The organism is Streptomyces sp. NPDC092369 (genome assembly GCF_044755245.1).
In the GTDB taxonomy this organism is placed as follows: Bacteria; Actinomycetota; Actinomycetes; order Streptomycetales; family Streptomycetaceae; genus Streptomyces.
In genome coordinates, this window is record NZ_JBIVQP010000005.1 from 565,314 (window position 1) to 583,198 (window position 17,885).

17 protein-coding genes are annotated in these 17,885 nt (G+C 71.4%); 10 read left to right on the forward strand and 7 right to left on the reverse strand.

Annotation, left to right across the window (positions count from 1 at the left end; all coding sequences use genetic code 11):
• Positions 1-38: 38 nt before the first annotated feature.
• Positions 39-1,433, reverse strand: coding sequence for a cytochrome P450 (locus ACIQI8_RS30880; RefSeq protein WP_402357350.1), 1,395 nt, complete (start codon positions 1,431-1,433; stop codon positions 39-41).
• A gap of 205 nt (positions 1,434-1,638) precedes the next feature.
• Between ACIQI8_RS30880 and ACIQI8_RS30885 the strand changes: the two genes are divergently transcribed.
• Complete coding sequence (locus tag ACIQI8_RS30885) at positions 1,639-3,045, forward strand: M20/M25/M40 family metallo-hydrolase (protein WP_402357353.1); 1,407 nt, start codon at positions 1,639-1,641, stop codon at positions 3,043-3,045.
• A gap of 27 nt (positions 3,046-3,072) precedes the next feature.
• Here ACIQI8_RS30885 and ACIQI8_RS30890 read toward each other — a convergent pair whose 3' ends face one another.
• Both ACIQI8_RS30890 and ACIQI8_RS30895 read right to left on the reverse strand, forming a co-directional pair.
• Positions 3,073-4,260 (reverse strand): histidine kinase, encoded by a 1,188-nt coding sequence (locus ACIQI8_RS30890; RefSeq protein WP_402357356.1) that lies wholly within the window; start codon positions 4,258-4,260, stop codon positions 3,073-3,075.
• Between the two features lie 109 nt (positions 4,261-4,369).
• Complete coding sequence (locus tag ACIQI8_RS30895; RefSeq protein ID WP_402357359.1) at positions 4,370-5,119, reverse strand: SLATT domain-containing protein; 750 nt, start codon at positions 5,117-5,119, stop codon at positions 4,370-4,372.
• 250 nt (positions 5,120-5,369) lie between these two features.
• Here ACIQI8_RS30895 and ACIQI8_RS30900 point away from each other — a divergent pair, with 250 nt between their 5' ends.
• The 4 genes from ACIQI8_RS30900 to ACIQI8_RS30915 all read left to right on the forward strand — a co-directional run bounded on the left by ACIQI8_RS30900 (position 5,370) and on the right by ACIQI8_RS30915 (position 7,764).
• A complete protein-coding gene (locus ACIQI8_RS30900) occupies positions 5,370-5,717 on the forward strand; it encodes a YbaB/EbfC family nucleoid-associated protein (protein WP_402357362.1) in 348 nt (115 codons plus the stop codon).
• Positions 5,718-5,841: 124 nt separating this feature from the next.
• Positions 5,842-6,441, forward strand: a complete 600-nt coding sequence (gene recR / locus ACIQI8_RS30905; protein WP_401719193.1) for a recombination mediator RecR — start codon at positions 5,842-5,844, stop codon at positions 6,439-6,441.
• A complete protein-coding gene (locus tag ACIQI8_RS30910) occupies positions 6,434-7,093 on the forward strand; it encodes a DUF5063 domain-containing protein (protein WP_401719191.1) in 660 nt (219 codons plus the stop codon). Before recR ends, ACIQI8_RS30910 begins: the two co-directional genes overlap by 8 nt.
• 173 nt (positions 7,094-7,266) lie before the next feature.
• A complete protein-coding gene (locus ACIQI8_RS30915) occupies positions 7,267-7,764 on the forward strand; it encodes an SgcJ/EcaC family oxidoreductase (protein ID WP_402357366.1) in 498 nt (165 codons plus the stop codon).
• Here ACIQI8_RS30915 and ACIQI8_RS30920 read toward each other — a convergent pair.
• Complete coding sequence (locus ACIQI8_RS30920; protein ID WP_402357369.1) at positions 7,730-9,019, reverse strand: ATP-binding protein; 1,290 nt, start codon at positions 9,017-9,019, stop codon at positions 7,730-7,732. The genes ACIQI8_RS30915 and ACIQI8_RS30920 overlap by 35 nt on opposite strands.
• A complete protein-coding gene (locus ACIQI8_RS30925; protein ID WP_402357372.1) occupies positions 9,016-9,744 on the reverse strand; it encodes a response regulator transcription factor in 729 nt (242 codons plus the stop codon). Before ACIQI8_RS30925 ends, ACIQI8_RS30920 begins: the two co-directional genes overlap by 4 nt.
• Positions 9,745-9,942: 198 nt before the next feature.
• Between ACIQI8_RS30925 and ACIQI8_RS30930 the strand changes: the two genes are divergently transcribed.
• The 4 genes from ACIQI8_RS30930 to ACIQI8_RS30945 all read left to right on the forward strand — a co-directional run bounded on the left by ACIQI8_RS30930 (position 9,943) and on the right by ACIQI8_RS30945 (position 14,537).
• Complete coding sequence (locus ACIQI8_RS30930; protein WP_402357375.1) at positions 9,943-11,220, forward strand: aspartate kinase; 1,278 nt, start codon at positions 9,943-9,945, stop codon at positions 11,218-11,220.
• Positions 11,220-12,278, forward strand: a complete 1,059-nt coding sequence (locus ACIQI8_RS30935) for an aspartate-semialdehyde dehydrogenase (protein WP_402357378.1) — start codon at positions 11,220-11,222, stop codon at positions 12,276-12,278. The genes ACIQI8_RS30930 and ACIQI8_RS30935 overlap by 1 nt, the downstream gene beginning before the upstream one ends.
• A 400-nt stretch (positions 12,279-12,678) precedes the next feature.
• Positions 12,679-13,356: a SigE family RNA polymerase sigma factor gene (locus ACIQI8_RS30940; protein ID WP_402357381.1), complete on the forward strand. Its 678-nt coding sequence runs from the start codon at positions 12,679-12,681 to the stop codon at positions 13,354-13,356.
• Positions 13,353-14,537, forward strand: a complete 1,185-nt coding sequence (locus ACIQI8_RS30945; protein WP_402357384.1) for a hypothetical protein — start codon at positions 13,353-13,355, stop codon at positions 14,535-14,537. The genes ACIQI8_RS30940 and ACIQI8_RS30945 overlap by 4 nt, the downstream gene beginning before the upstream one ends.
• 76 nt (positions 14,538-14,613) lie before the next feature.
• On the opposite strand, the gene ACIQI8_RS30950 is transcribed toward ACIQI8_RS30945, so the two are convergent.
• The gene (locus ACIQI8_RS30950) at positions 14,614-15,393 is read right to left on the reverse strand and encodes an SURF1 family protein (RefSeq protein WP_402357387.1); all 780 of its coding nucleotides are present in this window, start codon (positions 15,391-15,393) and stop codon (positions 14,614-14,616) included.
• Positions 15,394-15,437: 44 nt separating this feature from the next.
• Positions 15,438-15,806 (reverse strand): nuclear transport factor 2 family protein, encoded by a 369-nt coding sequence (locus ACIQI8_RS30955; protein ID WP_402357390.1) that lies wholly within the window; start codon positions 15,804-15,806, stop codon positions 15,438-15,440.
• 162 nt (positions 15,807-15,968) lie between these two features.
• Here ACIQI8_RS30955 and ACIQI8_RS30960 point away from each other — a divergent pair, with 162 nt between their 5' ends.
• Positions 15,969-17,795, forward strand: coding sequence for a prolyl oligopeptidase family serine peptidase (locus ACIQI8_RS30960; RefSeq protein WP_402357393.1), 1,827 nt, complete (start codon positions 15,969-15,971; stop codon positions 17,793-17,795).
• The last annotated feature ends 90 nt before the right edge of the window (positions 17,796-17,885 follow it).

Consider the following 17,885-nt stretch of genomic DNA (forward strand, 5'->3'; position numbering starts at 1 on the left):
GTCCGTACGGCCGGGACCGCTGAAGGCCGACTCCGTGGTCAGGGCTGCTGGAGGCCGACCTCGGCCCGGGGACGGTTGCGGGACCGGATGGTCATCCGCAGGCTGCGCGGCCTCACGGTCAGCCGGGCGACCTGGCGGATGACCTGGCCCTCGGAGAGTTCCAGCCGTACCGAACGCAGCATCGTCGAGAGCGCCGTGACCATCTCGGTGAGGGCGAGCCGGTCCCCCATGCACTTGTGCTTGCCGTCCCCGAAGGGCAGGAACGCGCCCGGCGGAGGCTGCTGCTGCGCGGGGTCGGTCCACCGGTCCGGGTCGAAGGTGTCCGGGTCGGGAAAGCGCTCGGGGTCGCGGTGCAGGGCGTGCTGGCAGTAGGCCAGTTCGGTGCCCGCGGGCAGCGTCCACCCGCCGAGCCGGGTCTCCTCGGTGGTGCGGCGGGTGACCAGCCAGCCGGGGTGGTGCAGCCGCAGGGTCTCGGTGATCACCCGGTTCAGGTAGGGCAGCCGGGTCACGTCGTCGAAGGTGACCGGCCGGTCGCCGACGACCTCGTCCAGCTCGGCCAGGATCCGGGCCTCGATGTCGGGGTTGCGGGCGAGTTCGTACAGGGTCCACGACAGCACCGACGCGGTGGTCTCGGTGCCCGCCACGGCCAGGGTGAGGATCTCGGAGCAGATCTGATGCCCGGTCAGCGGCTCCCCGGTCTCCTCGTCGACGGCGCGCAGCAGCATGGAGAGCATGTCCCCGGTGTCGTGCCCGGAGGCCTGCAGTTCGTCGACGGCGGCGCTGATGGTGGCGCGTACGCCGTCCCGGGCCCGGTCGAAGCGGCGGTTGAAGGGCAGCGGCAGGCGCTCGGCCCAGTCGGGCACCATGATGCGCACACCGACGTCGTTCAGCACCACCGACAGGTCGCTGCGCAGCCGGCGGAAGACGGCGTCGTCGAGGCTGCCCGCGAACACCGTCTTGGCCAGCATGTCGAGGCTGAGTCCGACCATCGCCTCGCGTACGTCGAGGGTCCGCCCGGGTTCCCAGCGGGCGACGGTGGCCGTCACCTCGGCGCGCATGAGGTCGACGTAGCGGCTGATCTCGGTGTGGGCGAACGCCGGTTGCAGCTGGCGGCGCTTGCGCACGTGGTTCCGGCCGACGGCCGTGACGACACTGTCGCCCAGCAGCTGGCCCAGCTTGTCGTAGAGCCTGCCCTTGTCGAGGGAGGGTCCCAGCGCCTTGAGCATCTGGTGGATCAGGGCCGGGTCCTGGACCACGATGGTGCGCGTCCCGGGTTGCAGGATGATCTCGACGAGTGGTTCCCGCGTCTCGCGCAGTGAGTCGATGAAGCCGAGGTTGTCGCGCATCTTCAGAGCGTGGCCGATGAGCGGGAACGATCCCGCGGCTCGGGGTATGGGGGGAGGCGCGGTGGACGTCACTGGTCGTCCTTTCACGGCAATCGTGGGCGCCCTATCACTTCCCTGGTCCCTCGCCGACGCAACCTGTCATGAACGTGTCCTGTGCCACGTGTGACGAGCCGGTCGGGAGGGGAGGGGGACGGCGGCGGGAGTCCGCCGGGGCCGGGACGGCGGGCACCCTTGTCCCATGCTGGCGTGTCCATGACGATGGCCGGAGGCATTCGCGGCCACAGGAGGACACATGCGTCCCAGCCCCACCAGGAGAACGGTTCTGACGGCCACGGCGGCGAGCGCGGCGGTGACGCTGGGCGCGGCCTCCGGCGCCGAGGCCACGTCCTCGGGCGGCGCCCGCCCGCCGGCCACCGCACAGCCCCCGACCCGTGAACTCCGGTCCCTGCTGCGGGAGATCGACCCGGCCCGCATCGAGGCCACGGTCCGCAAGCTGGTCTCCTTCGGCACCCGCCACACCCTCTCCGTCCAGGACGACCCCGCGCGCGGGATCGGCGCCGCCCGCGACTGGCTGCTCGCCGAACTCCGCTCCTACGCCGCCGCGTCCGGCGGCCGGATGACGGCCGAACTCCAGTCGTACGTCCAGCAACCGGCTTCCCGCATCCCCACCGCCACGAAGATCACCAACGTGCTCGCGACCCTGCGCGGCTCGGTGACCCCCGAGCGCGTCTACGTCGTCTCCGGGCACTACGACTCCCGTGTCACCGACGTCATGGACGCCACCTCCGACGCGCCCGGCGCGGACGACGACGCCTCCGGGGTGGCCGTGGTCCTGGAGCTGGCCCGGGTGCTGGCCCGGCGCCGGCCGGCCGCGACGATCGTGTTCGCGGCGGTGGCGGGGGAGGAGCAGGGACTGTACGGATCGACGTATCTGGCCCAGCAGTTGAAGGCGGCGGGCACGGACGTACAGGGCATGTTCACCAACGACATCGTGGGCAGTCCGACCGCCGACGACGGTACGAGGGACCCGTACACGATCCGGCTGTTCGCCGAGGGCGTGCCCTCCTCGGAGACGGCGGCACAGGCCGCGCTGCGCCGCTCGGTCGGCGGCGAGAACGACTCCGCGACCCGCCAACTCGCCCGGTTCGTCAGGGATGTGGCCGACAACGACGCCACCGGCATGCATGTCCGCGTCGTCCACCGCCGGGACCGCTATCTCCGCGGCGGCGACCAGATCCCCTTCCTGGAGCGCGGCTACCCGGCCGCCCGCTTTACCGAACCGGCCGAGGACTTCGCCCACCAGCACCAGGACGTACGCGTCGACGAGACCGGCAAGCAGTACGGCGACCTGCCCGAGTTCTGCGACTTCGGCTACGTCGGCCGGGTGGCCCGGGTCAACGGCGCGGCCCTGTGGACCCTGGCGCAGGCGCCGGGCACCCCGCGCGGCGCGAAGATCCTCACCAACGCACTCACCAACTCCACGACGCTGGTGTGGAGTCGGGGCACCGAGCCGGACCTCGCCGGCTACGAGATCGTCTGGCGCGAGACGACGGCACCGGAGTGGACGCATGTGCTGCGCGCCGGTGACGTGACGACGTACGAGGTGGATCTGTCGAAGGACAACGTGTTCTTCGGCGTGCGGGCGGTGAACCGGCAGGGCCTGCGCAGCCCGGTGGCGTTCCCGGACCCGCAGTCGTGACACGGGGCCTGGGAGCCGGGTCCGGATTCAGCCCGGTCCGTCCCTTTGCACGGGCACCCTGGCCGTCACCGTGAAGCGGTCCCCGTCCCGGTTCCACGTCAACTCCCCCTCCGCCGCCCGGAGTCGTTCGGCCAGGGTGGTGAGGCCGGTGCCGTCCGGGCTCGCGGTGGTCTCCTCGGCTCCGTCGTTGTGGATCCGCAGGCGGGCGCTGCCCTCGGTGACGCGGTAGTCGACCTCGGCGTGGCGGGCGGTGCTGTGCCGCAGCACGTTGGTGGTGGCCTCGCGCATCACCAGGCCGAGCAAGTGGCCTGCGGTGGCGGGCAGTTCGTCGGCGCCGGACGCCCGGTCCGTGCGGGCGTCGATGCCGGCCGCGGCCAGCACGCGGGTGGCGTTGGCGATCTCGTCGTCCAGTGTCGTACGCCGGTAGCCCTGCACCACGGCCCGGGTGTCCCGCAGCGCCTCCGCGCACAGCTGCCGTACCTCCTGCATCTCGGCGGACGCGCGCGCCGGGTCCGTCCCGGTGAGCCGGGACGCCGACTCCGCCTTGAGGGCGATCACCTGGAGGTGGTGGCCCTGGATGTCGTGCAGGTCCCCGGCGAACCGCAGCCGCTCGTCCTTGACCGCCAGCTCCGCCTCCAGCCGCCGCGCCCGGTCCAGCCGCCCCGCCACGTCCCAGGCCCACAGCGGCCCGAGCATCATCCACACGGTGAACACGACCAGCCCCGCCGGGAACAGCGCCGCGTACACCGACTCCCCGTCCCCGGCGGCCAGACTCACCGCAGCGCCGGGCACGAGCGCGCCGCAGGTGGCGCCGGCCACGAGCAACCGCCGTGCGGGCGCGGGGAGATACGTCGCGCCGATCGCGACCGTCACCGCGGGGGCGATCGCCCACAGTCCGTAGTTGTGCCGGGCCAGCGGGAGGGCGGCCAGCACGAGGGAGGCGCAGCCCGCGGCGAGCAGCCGGCCCCGGCGGGGTCGCGCGGGCGGGTCGGCCCGCGCGGTCAGCAGGTCGTTGAGCAGGACGACGGTCGCCGCGACCTCGACGACGAGTGCGGGGGCGGCCGGCGCGCGGGCCCAGAGTGGCACGTCGCCGTCCAGGATCCAGGCGCCGTAGGTGAGCACCAGCAGGACGACGGTGGTGCCCGGCACGGCCCACCAGGTGTAGCGACGGAAGCTCGTCAGCCCCGCCGCGCGGTCCCTCGGCCCGTCCTCCACGCGGTCATTGTGACAGCGTCCGGGCCGTCCGGTCAGTGCCCAACGCCCTTGTCCGGCAGGACGATTCCCGCGGTGACCCCACCGGGTGTCCGTGCGCCGGCCGCGTCGGTCACCGCGGCTCCGGCGGTCGCTGCCTGGGCATGTTCGGCCGGGCGTTGGGGCCCGGGGGCAGGGGGAAGCGGCCCTGGGAGGCGCCGGCGTCCGGGCGGGCCGTCGCCGCGACCGCCGACTGGATGCCCATGGGGGCCGTGCCGGTGCGGAACTCCACCATCCAGTCGGCCGTCTCCGTACGCACCAGCTCGGTCACGTCCTCCGAGAACCGCCGCAGCACCCCCAGGCACCGCTCCGCCGCCTCGCTCGCCGTGCCGTCCGCGGGGCCCAGCATCTCCCGCACGCTCTCGGTCGCCCACTCGAACTGGAGTACCTGCAGTCGGCGCTGCACCGCCTGCGCGGTCGCCACGTCCCTTATCCAGCCGGACGTCAGCCCGAAGAACCGGTCCGCGGCCACGCAGGCCACCGCGAGCAGCAGCGCGAGATAGCCCCAGGGGGCGGCTCCGGCGAGCGCGCCGGTCAGGTCGAGCAGCGGCAGCGCGGCGGCCGTGACCGCGCCCGTGGCCGCCCCGGCCCGCAGTGCCCGCGCGCCCCGCCGCTTCCACACCCGGTCCGCGAGGTACCAGGACGCCGTCTCCAGCGCCCCGCGCTCCACCCACCGGTACAGCTCGTGCAGCCGCTCGGCGGGCTCACCCCAGTCCCCGAGCGGAAAGGCCCGCCCGGTCAGATCGCCCGGCCGCAGCCCGGCCGCGCCCTCGCCCCACCCGTCCTGAGGCGGACCCTCGGGCTGCATCTCCGGCTGACCCACCCGGTGCTCCCTAACTGATCGGTCACCCTGCGTGACGCCTGATGCTGATGTGCCGGACCCTTCCTACCGCCCAATGGGTGGCGAAGGAGGAGCTTTGACGGCTTTTCCGCCCGGAAGAGGCCCTTGATCAGGTATAGGCCTCGCGATCAAACCACTCGAAAGAGTGCCGGGGCGATGCCTGCGCGGAGCACGTAGGCTCGTGCCGAGCGGGAAGACCGCCCGAAGACCGTACGGACCAAGGAGCTGAATCGTGATCCCCGGTGGTGGCCAGCCGAACATGCAGCAGCTGCTGCAGCAGGCGCAGAAGATGCAGCAGGACCTGGCACGCGCGCAGGAGGAACTCGCACAGACCGAGGTGGACGGTCAGGCGGGCGGTGGCCTGGTCAAGGCGACCGTCACCGGCGCCGGCGAGCTGCGGGCCCTGAAGATCGACCCCAAGGCGGTGGACCCGGACGACACCGAGACCCTCGCGGACCTGATCATCGCGGCGGTCCAGGCGGCGAACGAGAACGCGCAGAATCTCCAGCAGCAGAAGCTGGGCCCGCTGGCCCAGGGCCTGGGCGGCGGTGGCAGCGGCATCCCGGGCCTGCCGTTCTGAGACCGGCCCCGCCTCTCGGGGACGGGCCCGTCCGTTTCGCGGCCGGGTCCGCCTATCTAAGAGGGGCCGCAGCCAACTACCGTACGTACCGTAAGGAACCACCCCCAGGAAGGACGGCAGTCCGTTGTACGAAGGCGTGGTGCAGGACCTCATCGACGAACTGGGGCGGTTGCCCGGCGTCGGTCCCAAGAGCGCCCAGCGGATCGCCTTCCACATCCTGCAGGCGGAACCGACCGACGTACGGCGGCTCGCGCAGTGCCTGATGGAGGTCAAGGCGAAGGTCCGCTTCTGCGCGACCTGCGGCAATGTCGCGCAGGAGGAGCTGTGCAACATCTGCCGGGACAGCCGCCGCGACCTCACCGTCATCTGTGTGGTCGAGGAGCCCAAGGACGTGGTCGCGATCGAGCGGACCCGTGAGTTCCGCGGCCGCTACCACGTGCTCGGCGGCGCGATCAGCCCCATCGAGGGGGTGGGCCCGGACGACCTGCGTATACGAGAACTTCTCGCGCGGTTGGCCGACGGGACGGTTACGGAACTGATCCTTGCGACGGACCCGAATCTGGAAGGCGAGGCCACGGCCACGTACCTCGCCCGCATGATCAAGCCCATGGGCCTCAAGGTCACCCGCCTGGCCAGCGGCCTCCCGGTGGGTGGCGACCTGGAATACGCGGACGAGGTGACCCTCGGCCGCGCCTTCGAGGGGAGACGACTCCTAGATGTCTGACGCCAAGCTGCACGCCACAGCGCAGGACCCGGACGACTTCGCGGTCCAGATCGCGGACCAGGTCGAGAGCTTCCTGGTGGCCACCGCCGAGGTGGCCAAGGGCGACGAGCCGGGTTCGGCCGTGCCCTTCCTCCTCCTGGAGGTCTCCCAGCTGCTCCTGGCCGGCGGCCGCCTGGGCGCGCACGAGGACATCGTCCCCGACGAGCGCTACGAGCCCGACCTGGGCCCGGAGGCGGACGTGGACGAGCTCCGCGAGAACCTCGCGCGCCTGCTGGAGCCGATCGACGTCTACTCCGAGGTCTTCGACCCCTACGAGCCCAGCAAGTCCCGGGTCCCGGCGCGGATCTCCGACGACCTGGCCGACGTCATCGCCGACCTCCGCCACGGCATGGCCCACTACCGGGCGGGCCGGGTGACCGAGGCCCTGTGGTGGTGGCAGTTCTCCTACTTCTCCAACTGGGGCTCCACCGCCTCCGCGACCCTGCGCGCCCTGCACTCCGTCCTCGCCCACATCCGCCTCGACCAGCCCTTGGAAGAGCTGGACGGTCTCGACACGGACCAGGGCATGGGCGACGAGACCCTCGAGTTCGAGGCGGGCAAGGTGATGGTGGAGGAGATCGCGGAACCGCTGGGCCTGCGCTCGGCGAAGTAGCCGCCCGCCCCAGGGCCGGGCGGGATCCGGTGCGCGCCCTGTGTCATCGGGCGCGCACCGTGCGTGAATTGGCAACGTCCTGGACGTCTCCTGTACGTCGGCTGCACGGGCGCTAACCGGCACGAAGCGAGTCTTGAGTCATCCCAACGGACACCAGCTCAACTGGAGTTGTGATGACTCGCCCCATCAGCAGGCGTGCGGCCTTCGTCGCCGTCACCACCGCCCTGGCCCTCGGCACCGCCGGCACCGTCGCCGCGACCGCCGGCCCTCAGCGCGATGCCAAGCCGACCAAGAAGCAGATAGCCGCTCTCTTTGACGGCTGGAACGCCGCGCTGCGGACCGGTGACCCGAAGAAGGTGGCGAACCGCTACGCGCCGGACGCCGTGCTGCTGCCCACCGTGTCCAACGAGATCCGCACCGACCGCGGCGAGATCATCGACTACTTCGAGCACTTCCTGCCGAACAAGCCGGTCGCGAAGAAGGTCGAGACGTACATCGACGTCCTCGACAGCAACTCGGCCATCGACGCCGGTGCCTACGACATCACGCTCACCGACCCGAAGACCGGCGACAAGCGTGTGGTGGAGGCCCGTTACACCTACGAGTACGAGAAGCGCGGCGGCAAGTGGCTGATCGTCAACCACCACTCCTCGGTGATGCCCGAAGGGTGATGACCACCGACAGGCCGCTTCCGGGGGCGTCCCCGAGGGCCACCGTTCCGCCGTCGTCCGTCACCAACTGCCGTACGACGGCGAGGCCCAGGCCCGAACCGGTGCGCCCGGTGAGGCCCTGACCGCGCCAGAAGCGGTCGAAGGCGCGGGACTTGTCCGCGTCGGACATGCCGGGCCCCTCGTCCGTCACAGACAACTCCACCTCGTCACCCCGTGATGCGACCCGCACGGTGATCGTCGCCCCGTCCGGCGACACCTCCAGGGCGTTCGAGAGCACGTTGTCCAGCACCTGTTCCAGATGACCGGGACTGGCCAGCGCGGCCGGCCGGCCGTCGGCGAACCCCTTGAGCGCGATGGTGACTCCGCGCTCGTCGGCGGCCGGTCTCCACACCGAGAGCCGTTCACGCACGATGTCCGTGAGCGGCAGCGGCTCGGCCGCGGTCACCCTGGCCTCGGCCCGCGCCAGCACGAGCAGCCCGTTGACCAGCCGGCTCATCCGGACGACCTCCGCGGTCGCCTGCTCCACGTCCTCCCGTACGAACTCGTCGTCCGTGCCGTCCGCGATGTTGTCCAGCGACAGCCGCAAGGCCGTGAGAGGGGTGCGGAGTTGGTGGGAGGCGTCGGCGACGAAGATGCGCTGCGAGGCGATCAGGGTGTCGAGGCGCTCGCCGGCCTGGTTGAGCGTGCGGGCGAGGGTCCGGGTCTCCTCCGGGCCCTCCACCGGGGAGCGCGCGGTGAGGTCGCCGTCGCTGAACTTGCTGGCCATGTCGTTGAGTTGGCGCAACGGACGGGTCAGCCGCCGGGCCACCACCGCGCCGATCCCCGCGGCCACCGCGAGCACGCCGAGGGCGAGGAACGCACGGAAGCCCCAGATCTGCCACAGCCGCCGGGTCAGGTCGGAGGTCGGGTAGCTGATCCGCACGGCGCCCACGATCCGCCCGTCGCGCTCGGCCGGCTCGGTGACCTCCAGCGCGCCGTCGCCCCAGTGCGTGGCGGTCTTCGCCCGCGCTGCGGGCAGCACTTCGGCGGTGCCGGGCGTCTCGGCGGCGTACGCGACGATCAGCCGGTCGAGGGTGGCCCACGAGTCGGCCTGCCCGTCGCCCAGCAGCAGCGCCATCGTCCTGGCCTCCCGCCGCACGGACTGCTCCGTGTCTCCCCGCAACTGCGCGGTCAGCGTGAACGCCACCGGAATGGTGAAGGCGGCGAGCGCGACGGCCACCAACAGGACGTAGCTGACGATCAGCTGGCGGATCATGAGGTGCGACTGCCGTCGGCGGCACCGCCGTCGTCGGAGGCGCTCCCGGCCCCCTCGCCGTCCAGGATCTCCAGCCGGAAGCCGACTCCCCGTACCGCCTCGATGGTGATCGCGCCCGCCAACTTCCTTCGCAGGGCGGCCACATGGACGTCCAGTGTCTTCGTCGGCCCGAACCAGTTCGCGTCCCAGACCGCCTCCATGATCTGCTCGCGCGACATCAGCGCGCCGGGCTCCTCGGTGAGGAAGGCCAGCAGGTCGTACTCCTTGGGGGCGAGGGCCACCTCCGTGCCGTCCAGGCGGACCCGGGCGGCCTTGCGGTCGAGGGTGAGGCGAGGGCCGTAGCGCTCGGGACCGGCGCCGGCGGCGGTGGGCGGCTGCACGCGCCGCATCACCGCCCTTATCCGCGCGATGACCTCCCGCACCCCGAACGGCTTGGAGACGTAGTCGTCCGCGCCGATCTCCAGGCCCACCACCCGGTCCGTCTCGTCGCTGCGCGCGCTGATCACGATGATCGGCACGCTCCCGCGCAGCCGCAGCGCCTTGCAGACGTCGAGCCCGTCGGTGTCGGGAAGACCGAGGTCGAGCAGGACGACGTCGTAGGGGGCGGAGTGGGCGAGGGCGGCGGCGCCCGTGGTGACCCAGTCGACCTCGAAGCCGTACCGGATCAGCCCCCGTCGCAGTGACTCGGCGACCGGCTCATCGTCTTCCACCAGGAGTACGCGCACAGCGGCACTTTAGGACAGCTCCGGTGCTTGAAACTTAATTCACAACCCTCACTTGTGACGCTCGGCACTTTTCCCGGCTCTCCGAGATGGGCATGCGCTGACCTGGGCGTCCGAATCTCACGATGCGATACCGCGGAAGCGAGATTCGGGCGCTCGTTAGACTGAGCCGACATATACGGGACTGAGCGAGGAGCGCACGTGGGCCTTGTCGTGCAGAAGTACGGAGGCTCCTCCGTAGCCGATGCCGAGGGCATCAAGCGCGTCGCCAAGCGAATCGTGGAAGCCAAGAAGAACGGCAACCAGGTGGTTGTCGTGGTTTCCGCGATGGGCGACACGACGGACGAGCTGATCGATCTCGCCGAACAGGTATCCCCGATGCCTGCCGGGCGTGAGTTCGACATGCTGCTGACCGCCGGAGAGCGTATCTCCATGGCACTGCTGGCCATGGCGATCAAAAACCTGGGCCACGAGGCCCAGTCGTTCACCGGCAGCCAGGCAGGCGTCATCACCGACTCGGTCCACAACAAAGCCCGGATCATCGACGTCACGCCGGGCCGCATCCGCACCGCGCTGGACGAGGGCAACATCGCCATCGTCGCCGGCTTCCAGGGCGTCAGCCAGGACAAGAAGGACATCACCACGCTGGGGCGCGGTGGGTCCGACACGACCGCCGTCGCCCTCGCCGCCGCGCTCGACGCGGAGGTCTGCGAGATCTACACCGACGTCGACGGCGTGTTCACCGCCGACCCGCGCGTGGTGAAGAAGGCGCGGAAGATCGACTGGATCGCCTTCGAGGACATGCTGGAACTCGCGGCCTCCGGCTCCAAGGTGCTGCTCCACCGCTGTGTGGAGTACGCCCGCCGTTACGACATCCCGATCCACGTCCGGTCCAGCTTCAGCGGACTGCAGGGCACCTGGGTCAGCAGCGCACCGATCACTCAAGGGGACCAGAAGGTGGAGCAGGCCATCATCTCGGGTGTCGCGCACGACACCTCCGAGGCCAAGGTCACGGTCGTCGGCGTACCGGACAAGCCGGGTGAGGCCGCGGCGATCTTCCGCACGATCGCGGACGCCCAGATCAACATCGACATGGTCGTGCAGAACGTGTCGGCCGCCTCCACCGGGCTGACCGACATCTCCTTCACGCTGCCGAAGACCGAGGGCCGCAAGGCCATCGACGCCCTGGAGCGCAACAAGGGCGGCATCGGCTTCGACTCCCTGCGCTACGACGACCAGATCGGCAAGATCTCCCTGGTCGGCGCCGGCATGAAGACCAATCCGGGCGTCACCGCGTCCTTCTTCGAGGCGCTCAGCGACGCCGGGGTCAACATCGAGCTGATCTCGACCTCCGAGATCCGCATCTCGGTCGTCACCCGCGCCGACGACGTCCCCGAGGCCGTCCGCGCCGTCCACTCCGCCTTCGGGCTCGACTCCGACACCGTCGAAGCCGTCGTCTACGGAGGCACCGGACGCTGATGTCCGGTACTCGACGACCGACGCTCGCGGTCGTGGGCGCGACCGGAGCCGTCGGCACGGTCATGCTCCAGATCCTGTCCCAGCACGCGGACATCTGGGGCGAGATCCGCCTGATCGCCTCACCGCGCTCGGCCGGCCGCAAGCTGGCCGTGCGCGGTGAGCAGGTCGAGGTGGTGGCGCTCACCGAGGAGGCGTTCGACGGGGTCGATGTCGCCATGTTCGACGTACCCGACGACCTGGCCGCGCGGTGGGCGCCCGTCGCCGCCGCCAAGGGCGCGGTGGTGGTGGACAACTCCGGCGCGTTCCGGATGGACCCGGACGTGCCCCTGGTCGTCCCCGAGGTCAATCCGCACGCGGCCCGGCTGCGGCCGCGCGGGATCATCGCCAACCCCAACTGCACGACCCTGTCCATGATCGTCGCCCTGGGCGCGTTGCACGCCGAGTTCGGACTGCGCGAGCTGGTCGTCTCCTCGTACCAGGCCGTGAGCGGTGCGGGCCGGGAGGGCATCGACACCCTGCGCCGGCAGCTGAAGCTGGTGGCCGGCACGGAGTTGGGGACGCATCCCGGGGACGTGCGGCGGGCCGTCGGCGACGACACCGGGCCGTTCCCGGAGCCGGTCGCGCTGAACGTCGTACCGTGGGCCGGGTCGCTCCGCGAGGACGGCTGGTCCTCGGAGGAGATGAAGGTGCGGGACGAGACCCGCAAGATCCTCGGCCTCGCCAGACTGCCCGTCGCCGTGACCTGCGTACGCGTCCCGGTCGTCACCACGCACTCCCTGACCGTCCACGCCCGCTTCCAGGGCGAGGTCACCGTCGACGGGGCCCGCGAGATCCTCGCCACCGCCCCCGGGGTCGTCCTCTTCGACAATCCGGCCGCGGGGGAGTTCCCGACCCCGGCCGACGTGGTGGGCACCGACCCCACGTGGGTGGGCCGGGTGCGGCGGGCGCTGGACGACCCGACGGCGCTCGAACTCTTCGTTTGCGGCGACAACCTGCGCAAGGGCGCCGCCCTCAACACCGCGCAGATCGCCGAGCTGATCGCCACCGAGTTCGTCTGAGGCCCGGGCGGCGACCGGCCGCCGCCCGCGGTCTCGCCTGGCAAAACCCCCTGGCCAGCACGGAAATCATTTGTAGGATTCACGTGAAGTGTGAGCCGATCGATGGTTCATACCACTTGAACCCGACCTCTTCGGCGTCCGAAGATTCTCTCCCCGCTCTTCGCAACCGCGCGAAGGGCGGGGAGCGTCTTTGCGAACGCCCTTCGGGGGCGCGGGGATGCGGTACGGGGCGTGGGGACGCCCTGGTCATTCAGGACACAGGGGAAGAGCGGGTAGGCATGAGGGCGCTTGACGCACGGTCGGCTGTGCTGCCTGACACCGGACGACCGATGGCATCACGCGAAGCAAACGTGACGCCCGGCACGTACAACCCTCCAGGGGGGAAGCGTGTCCAACTGGCGTGGCAGAGGTTCTCGATTTCTTCAGCGCGGCGCCCGCAGGCACGGCTCTACGGCCGCCCCGCGCGGCCGTCAGGCCCCGCATGCCCGGTGCGCCCGGCGGCATGCCGGTGATCGCGCCCATGCCCGCAGCGCGGCCCGCCCGCATCCCGAACCAGCGCGACGACGCCGACGAAGCGGTGGCGGCCGGCACGACCGTCGACCACCTCACCGAGACCTACCGCGCCCACTACCGCTCGCTGCTCGGGCTCGCCGCCCTGCTCCTGGACGACACCGCCTCCTGCGAGGATGTCGTCCAGGAGGCCTTCATCCGGGTGCACTCGGCACGCAAGCGGGTGCGCGACCCCGAGAAGACGCTGGCCTATCTGCGGCAGACGGTCGTCAATCTCTCCCGTTCCGCCCTGCGCCGCCGCATCCTCGGACTCAAGCTCCTGTCCAAGCCGATGCCGGACATGGCGAGCGCCGAGGAGGGCGCCTACGACCAGCTGGAGCGCGACTCCCTCATCAAGGCGATGAAGGGGCTGCAGCGCCGCCAGCGCGAGGTCCTCGTGCTGCGCTACTTCGCGGACATGACCGAGGCCCAGGTCGCCGACTCGCTCGGCATATCGCTGGGCTCGGTCAAGGCGTACGGCTCGCGCGGCATCGCGGCCCTCCGCATCGCGATGGAGGCGCCGGCATGAGCAAGGACGCCGGCGCCGACAGGGACGCCGAAGGACCGGATTCCCATGGACGTCACGAGCCCTACGCCTGGCACGAGCCGACGGCACCGCACGACCAGAACCACACGCAACCGCACGCTGGGAACGGAACTGTGAACCACGACGGCCCCGAGGACCCGAGCCCGGAAGGGCTGGACTCGGAAGAGCTGACACTGCGCACGCTGCTGCACGAGGCGGTGCGGACGGTCGAGCCGCGCGACGGCTCGCTCGACCACCTGCGCAAGGCCGTTCCCGCCCGGCGGGCCCGCAAGCGACAGGCCGTCGTCGGCATGGCGGCCGCCGCCCTCTTCGTCGGCACCGCCGTCCCCGCCCTGCTGCACGTCTCGGGCGCCACCGGCTCCGGCGTCAACCCGTCCGCCGTCGGCCAGGCCTCCCAGGCCCAGGGCGGGGCCGGCTCGGGAAAAGGCGCCGACGGAAATGAGAGCACCGCCGGGGGCTCCTCGGGCAAGACCGAGGACAAGGACCCGGGCGGCACCAAGGGAGGCGACGGCGGCAAGGGCACCGGGGCGGGCACGGGTGGCACCTCGGGCGCCAACCCTTCGGCGACCACCGCCGCCGACGCCCCGGCCTGTACGTCCGTCCAGCTCGGCAACCCCACCGGCACGTCGTCCGCCGCCGACGCCGCGGGCGCGGTCTACGGCACGTTCAGCGTCGTCAACATCTCCACCGCCGCGTGTACGGTCTCCGGCCCCGGCACCGTCAGCACCTCCGCCCGGGGCGCCGCGGACGGCTCCAAGGTCGGTGCCGTCCGGCATGTGGCCGGTGACCCGGCGGCCGGACTGCCCGACCCGTCCACCGAGTCCACCGCCCTGGTGCTCCAGCCCGGCTCCGCCTACGAGGTGAAGTTCGCCTGGGTGCCCTCGGAGACCTGCCCCAGCACGGGGACCAGCGACGGCGGCAACACCGGCGAGCCCTCGCCCGACCCGAGCTCCAGCGACCCCTCGGGCGGCACCTCCGGCACGACGTCCGGCGCCACCACCGACGGCACGACCACCCAGCTCCTCACCGACGGCGGCACGGCCGACGGCAGCGTCGAGGTGTCGAACACGGCGGAGTCCGGGTCGCCGACGGTCTCGACGGTCGTGACCAACGCGTGCGCGGGCACGGTGTACTACACGGGAGTGCTGGCGTCCGGAGCGTGACAGCCGGTCGTACGGTGAGGGGTTCAGCGGTCCCACGCTGACGGATTCAGCCGTCGTACGGTGACGGATTCAGCCGTCATACGGTGACGGGTTGCTCCTCCTCGGCCACGAGCCCCATCTCCGCGTCCCGCAGGAACTCCACCTCGCGGCGCAGCAGCCGGAACCACATGAACACCACGAACCCGGCGAAGACGAACCACTCCCCGGTGTAACCCAGGTTCTGGAAGGCCTTCAGATCCAGGCCGGTGTTCTGCGGCGCGGTCGCCGGCACGGCCGTCATCCCGGCGTCGGCCCTGTCCAGCGTGACCCAGGCGTCATACACCTTGTACGGCACGATGTTGATCAGGGACGCCGAGCTGATCGCGCCGGTCTGCCCGGCCGGCAGCCCGCCCTGGGCGCTCACTCCGTTGTCCCCCGGCGTCTCGGACGCCTGCAGCGCACCGGTGACGGTGACCTCACCGGTGGGCGCGGCCGGCGCCTTGGCCGCGTCGGCCTTCCCCGGCAGCCAGCCCCGCACCACGGGCAGCGCCTGGCCGCCGTCGGTGCGCAGCAGCGTCAGGACGTAGTAGCCGTCCCTGCCGTCCAGTTGGCGGTCCGGGACCAGCAGCTGCTTGCCGTAGTGCCCGGTCGCGGTGGTCTGCTCGCCGGAGGTCGCCTGGTCCACGGGCAGCAACTCCCGCAGCGGGCGCGCCTTCTCGTGGGTGTCCGCGAGCTGCTCGTCCGCGGTGTGGTGGCTCTGCACGCGGTCCTCGAAGCGGCTCAGCTGCCAGGACCCCATGAAGATGCAGAAGGGGATGGCGAGCAGCACGAAGACGTTGATTCCCCACCAGCGGCGCGTCAGCAGAAACCGGTACACGCCTTCCACGGTACGGGGCCCCTGCGGGGGGCTCGGCCGCGGGGTCAGTACCTCTCGGAGAGGTGGTCGCGGCCGGCCGGGGGTTCGTAGGGCTCGGGCCAGAACTCGGTTATGGACGTGATCTTCTCGGTGCCGGTGAAGAACGTGATCGCGTACATCTCCTCCAGCCCGACCGTGAAGTGCGCCCAGGTGACCACCTGTCCGGGCTCGGCGACGATGCGCTCGGTCCGCAGGTGCCAGTCGCCCGGGTACTCCCGGTTGAACTGCACGTACCTCTCCCGTCCCGCGATGCGCTCGCGGGTCTGCGGCAGGGTGTAGACGACGTCCTCGGCGAGGGTCTCGGCGAACGCGGTCCAGTCCCGGGCCTCGGCGGCGGCCCAGAACCTCTCGACTGTCTTGCGCAGTTCGGTCATGCCCAAGAGTCTGCACCCCGCCACTGACAATCGGTCCCGACCTGCACAAACACCCTTTCCCGGGCGGCGCGGGAGGCGTGCAGGGTAAGCGGTGGGTAGAAGTTGTCCACAGCCTGCGCACCCGGCCAGTGAATTGTCTGTGAGGACGGGCAGTATGGGGCCATGACTGAGAGCAACGGGTCCGCCTCGCCGGATCAGCAGGCACAGCGCGAGGTAATGCCGGACTGGGAGAAGCGCTTCCGGGCGCCGAGGGTGTCGCTGCCCGACTGGGCGGAGGACGCCCCGGACCGCTCCCTGTTCGTGTCGAACGCGACGGGGACGTACGAGCTGTACGCCTGGGACCGCGCCAGTGGCGAGCAGCGCCAGGTCACCGACCGGCCCAACGGCACGACGGACGGCGTCCTGTCCCCGGACGGCGCCTGGATCTGGTGGTTCGACGACAAGGACGGCGACGAGTTCGGCGTCTGGCGCAGGCAGCCCTTCGGCGGCGGCGCGGACGACTCCGCCGCCCCGGGCCTGGAGCCGTCGTACCCGGCGGGCCTGGCCCTCGGCCGGGACGGCCGCACGGCGGTGGTGGGCCGCTCGACCGACGAGGACGGTACGACGATCCATCTCGTGCGCGAGGGCGAGCCCCCGGTGCAGATCTACCGCCACCGCGAGTCGGCGGGCGTCGGCGACCTCTCCCGCGACGGCACGCTGATCGCGATCGAGCACACCGAGCACGGTGACGCGATGCACTCCGCGCTGCGCGTGCTGCGCCCCGACGGCACGGCGGTCGCCGACCTCGACGACACCGAGGGCGGCACGAAGGAGCTGGGCCTGGAGGTCCTCGGCTTCGCGCCTGTGGACGGCGACACCCGGCTGCTCATCGGCCATCAGCGCCGCGGCCGTTGGGAGCCCCTGGTGTGGGACGTGGCGACAGGGGAGCAGACCGACCTCGCCCTGGACCTGCCCGGTGACGTGAGCGCCGAGTGGTACCCGGACGGCACGGGCCTGCTCGTCGCGCACAGCTTCGAGGCCCGCAGCGAGCTGTTCCGCTACGACCTCGCGAGCCGTGCGCCGGAGCGGATCCCAACCCCGCCCGGCACGGTCTCCGGCGCGACGGCCCGCCCCGACGGCACGGTGGAGTACCTGTGGTCGTCGTCGGCCGAGCCGTCGGCGGTCCGCTCCACCAAGGGCGGGGTGGTCCTGGACCCGCCCGGCCTGAAGTCCCCCGGCTCGGTCCCGGTGCAGGACGTGTGGGTCGAGGGCCCGGGCGGCCGCATCCACGCCCTGGTCCAGAAGCCCGCCGGGGCGACCGGCCCGCTCCCGACGGTCTTCGACATCCACGGCGGCCCCACCTGGCACGACAGCGACTCCTTCGCGGCCGGCCCCGCGGCCTGGGTCGACCACGGATACGCGGTGGTCCGGGTCAACTACCGCGGCTCCACGGGCTACGGCCGCGCCTGGACCGACGCCCTCAAGCACCGGGTCGGCCTGATCGAGCTGGAGGACATCGAGGCGGTCCGCGAGTGGGCGGTGACCTCCGGCCTCGCGGACCCCGCCCGCCTGATCCTCACCGGCGGCTCCTGGGGCGGCTACCTCACCCTCCTCGGCATCGGCACCCAGCCGGACGCCTGGACCCTGGGCATCGCGGCGGTCCCGGTCGCCGACTACGTCACGGCGTACCACGACGAGATGGAAGCCCTGAAGGCCATGGACCGCACCCTCCTGGGCGGCACCCCGGAAGAGGTCCCCGACCGCTTCGAGGCCTCCTCCCCCCTGACCTACGTCGACAAGGTCAAGGCCCCCGTCTACATCTCGGCGGGCGTCAACGACCCCCGCTGCCCGATCCGCCAGATCGAGAACTACGTGAAGCGCCTGGAAGCGAGGGGCGCGCCCCACGAGGTGTACCGCTATGACGCGGGCCACGGGTCGTTGGTGGTGGACGAACGAATCAAGCAGGTGCGGCTTGAACTGGAGTTCGCGGAAAGGTATTTGGCCCCCTAGCCCGACCGCGGGCAGTCGTGCCGCTGGGGCGGCACGGGTGGGCGCACGGCACCCGCTGAACGCGGCCAAGCGAAACCCACCCGACCCCCG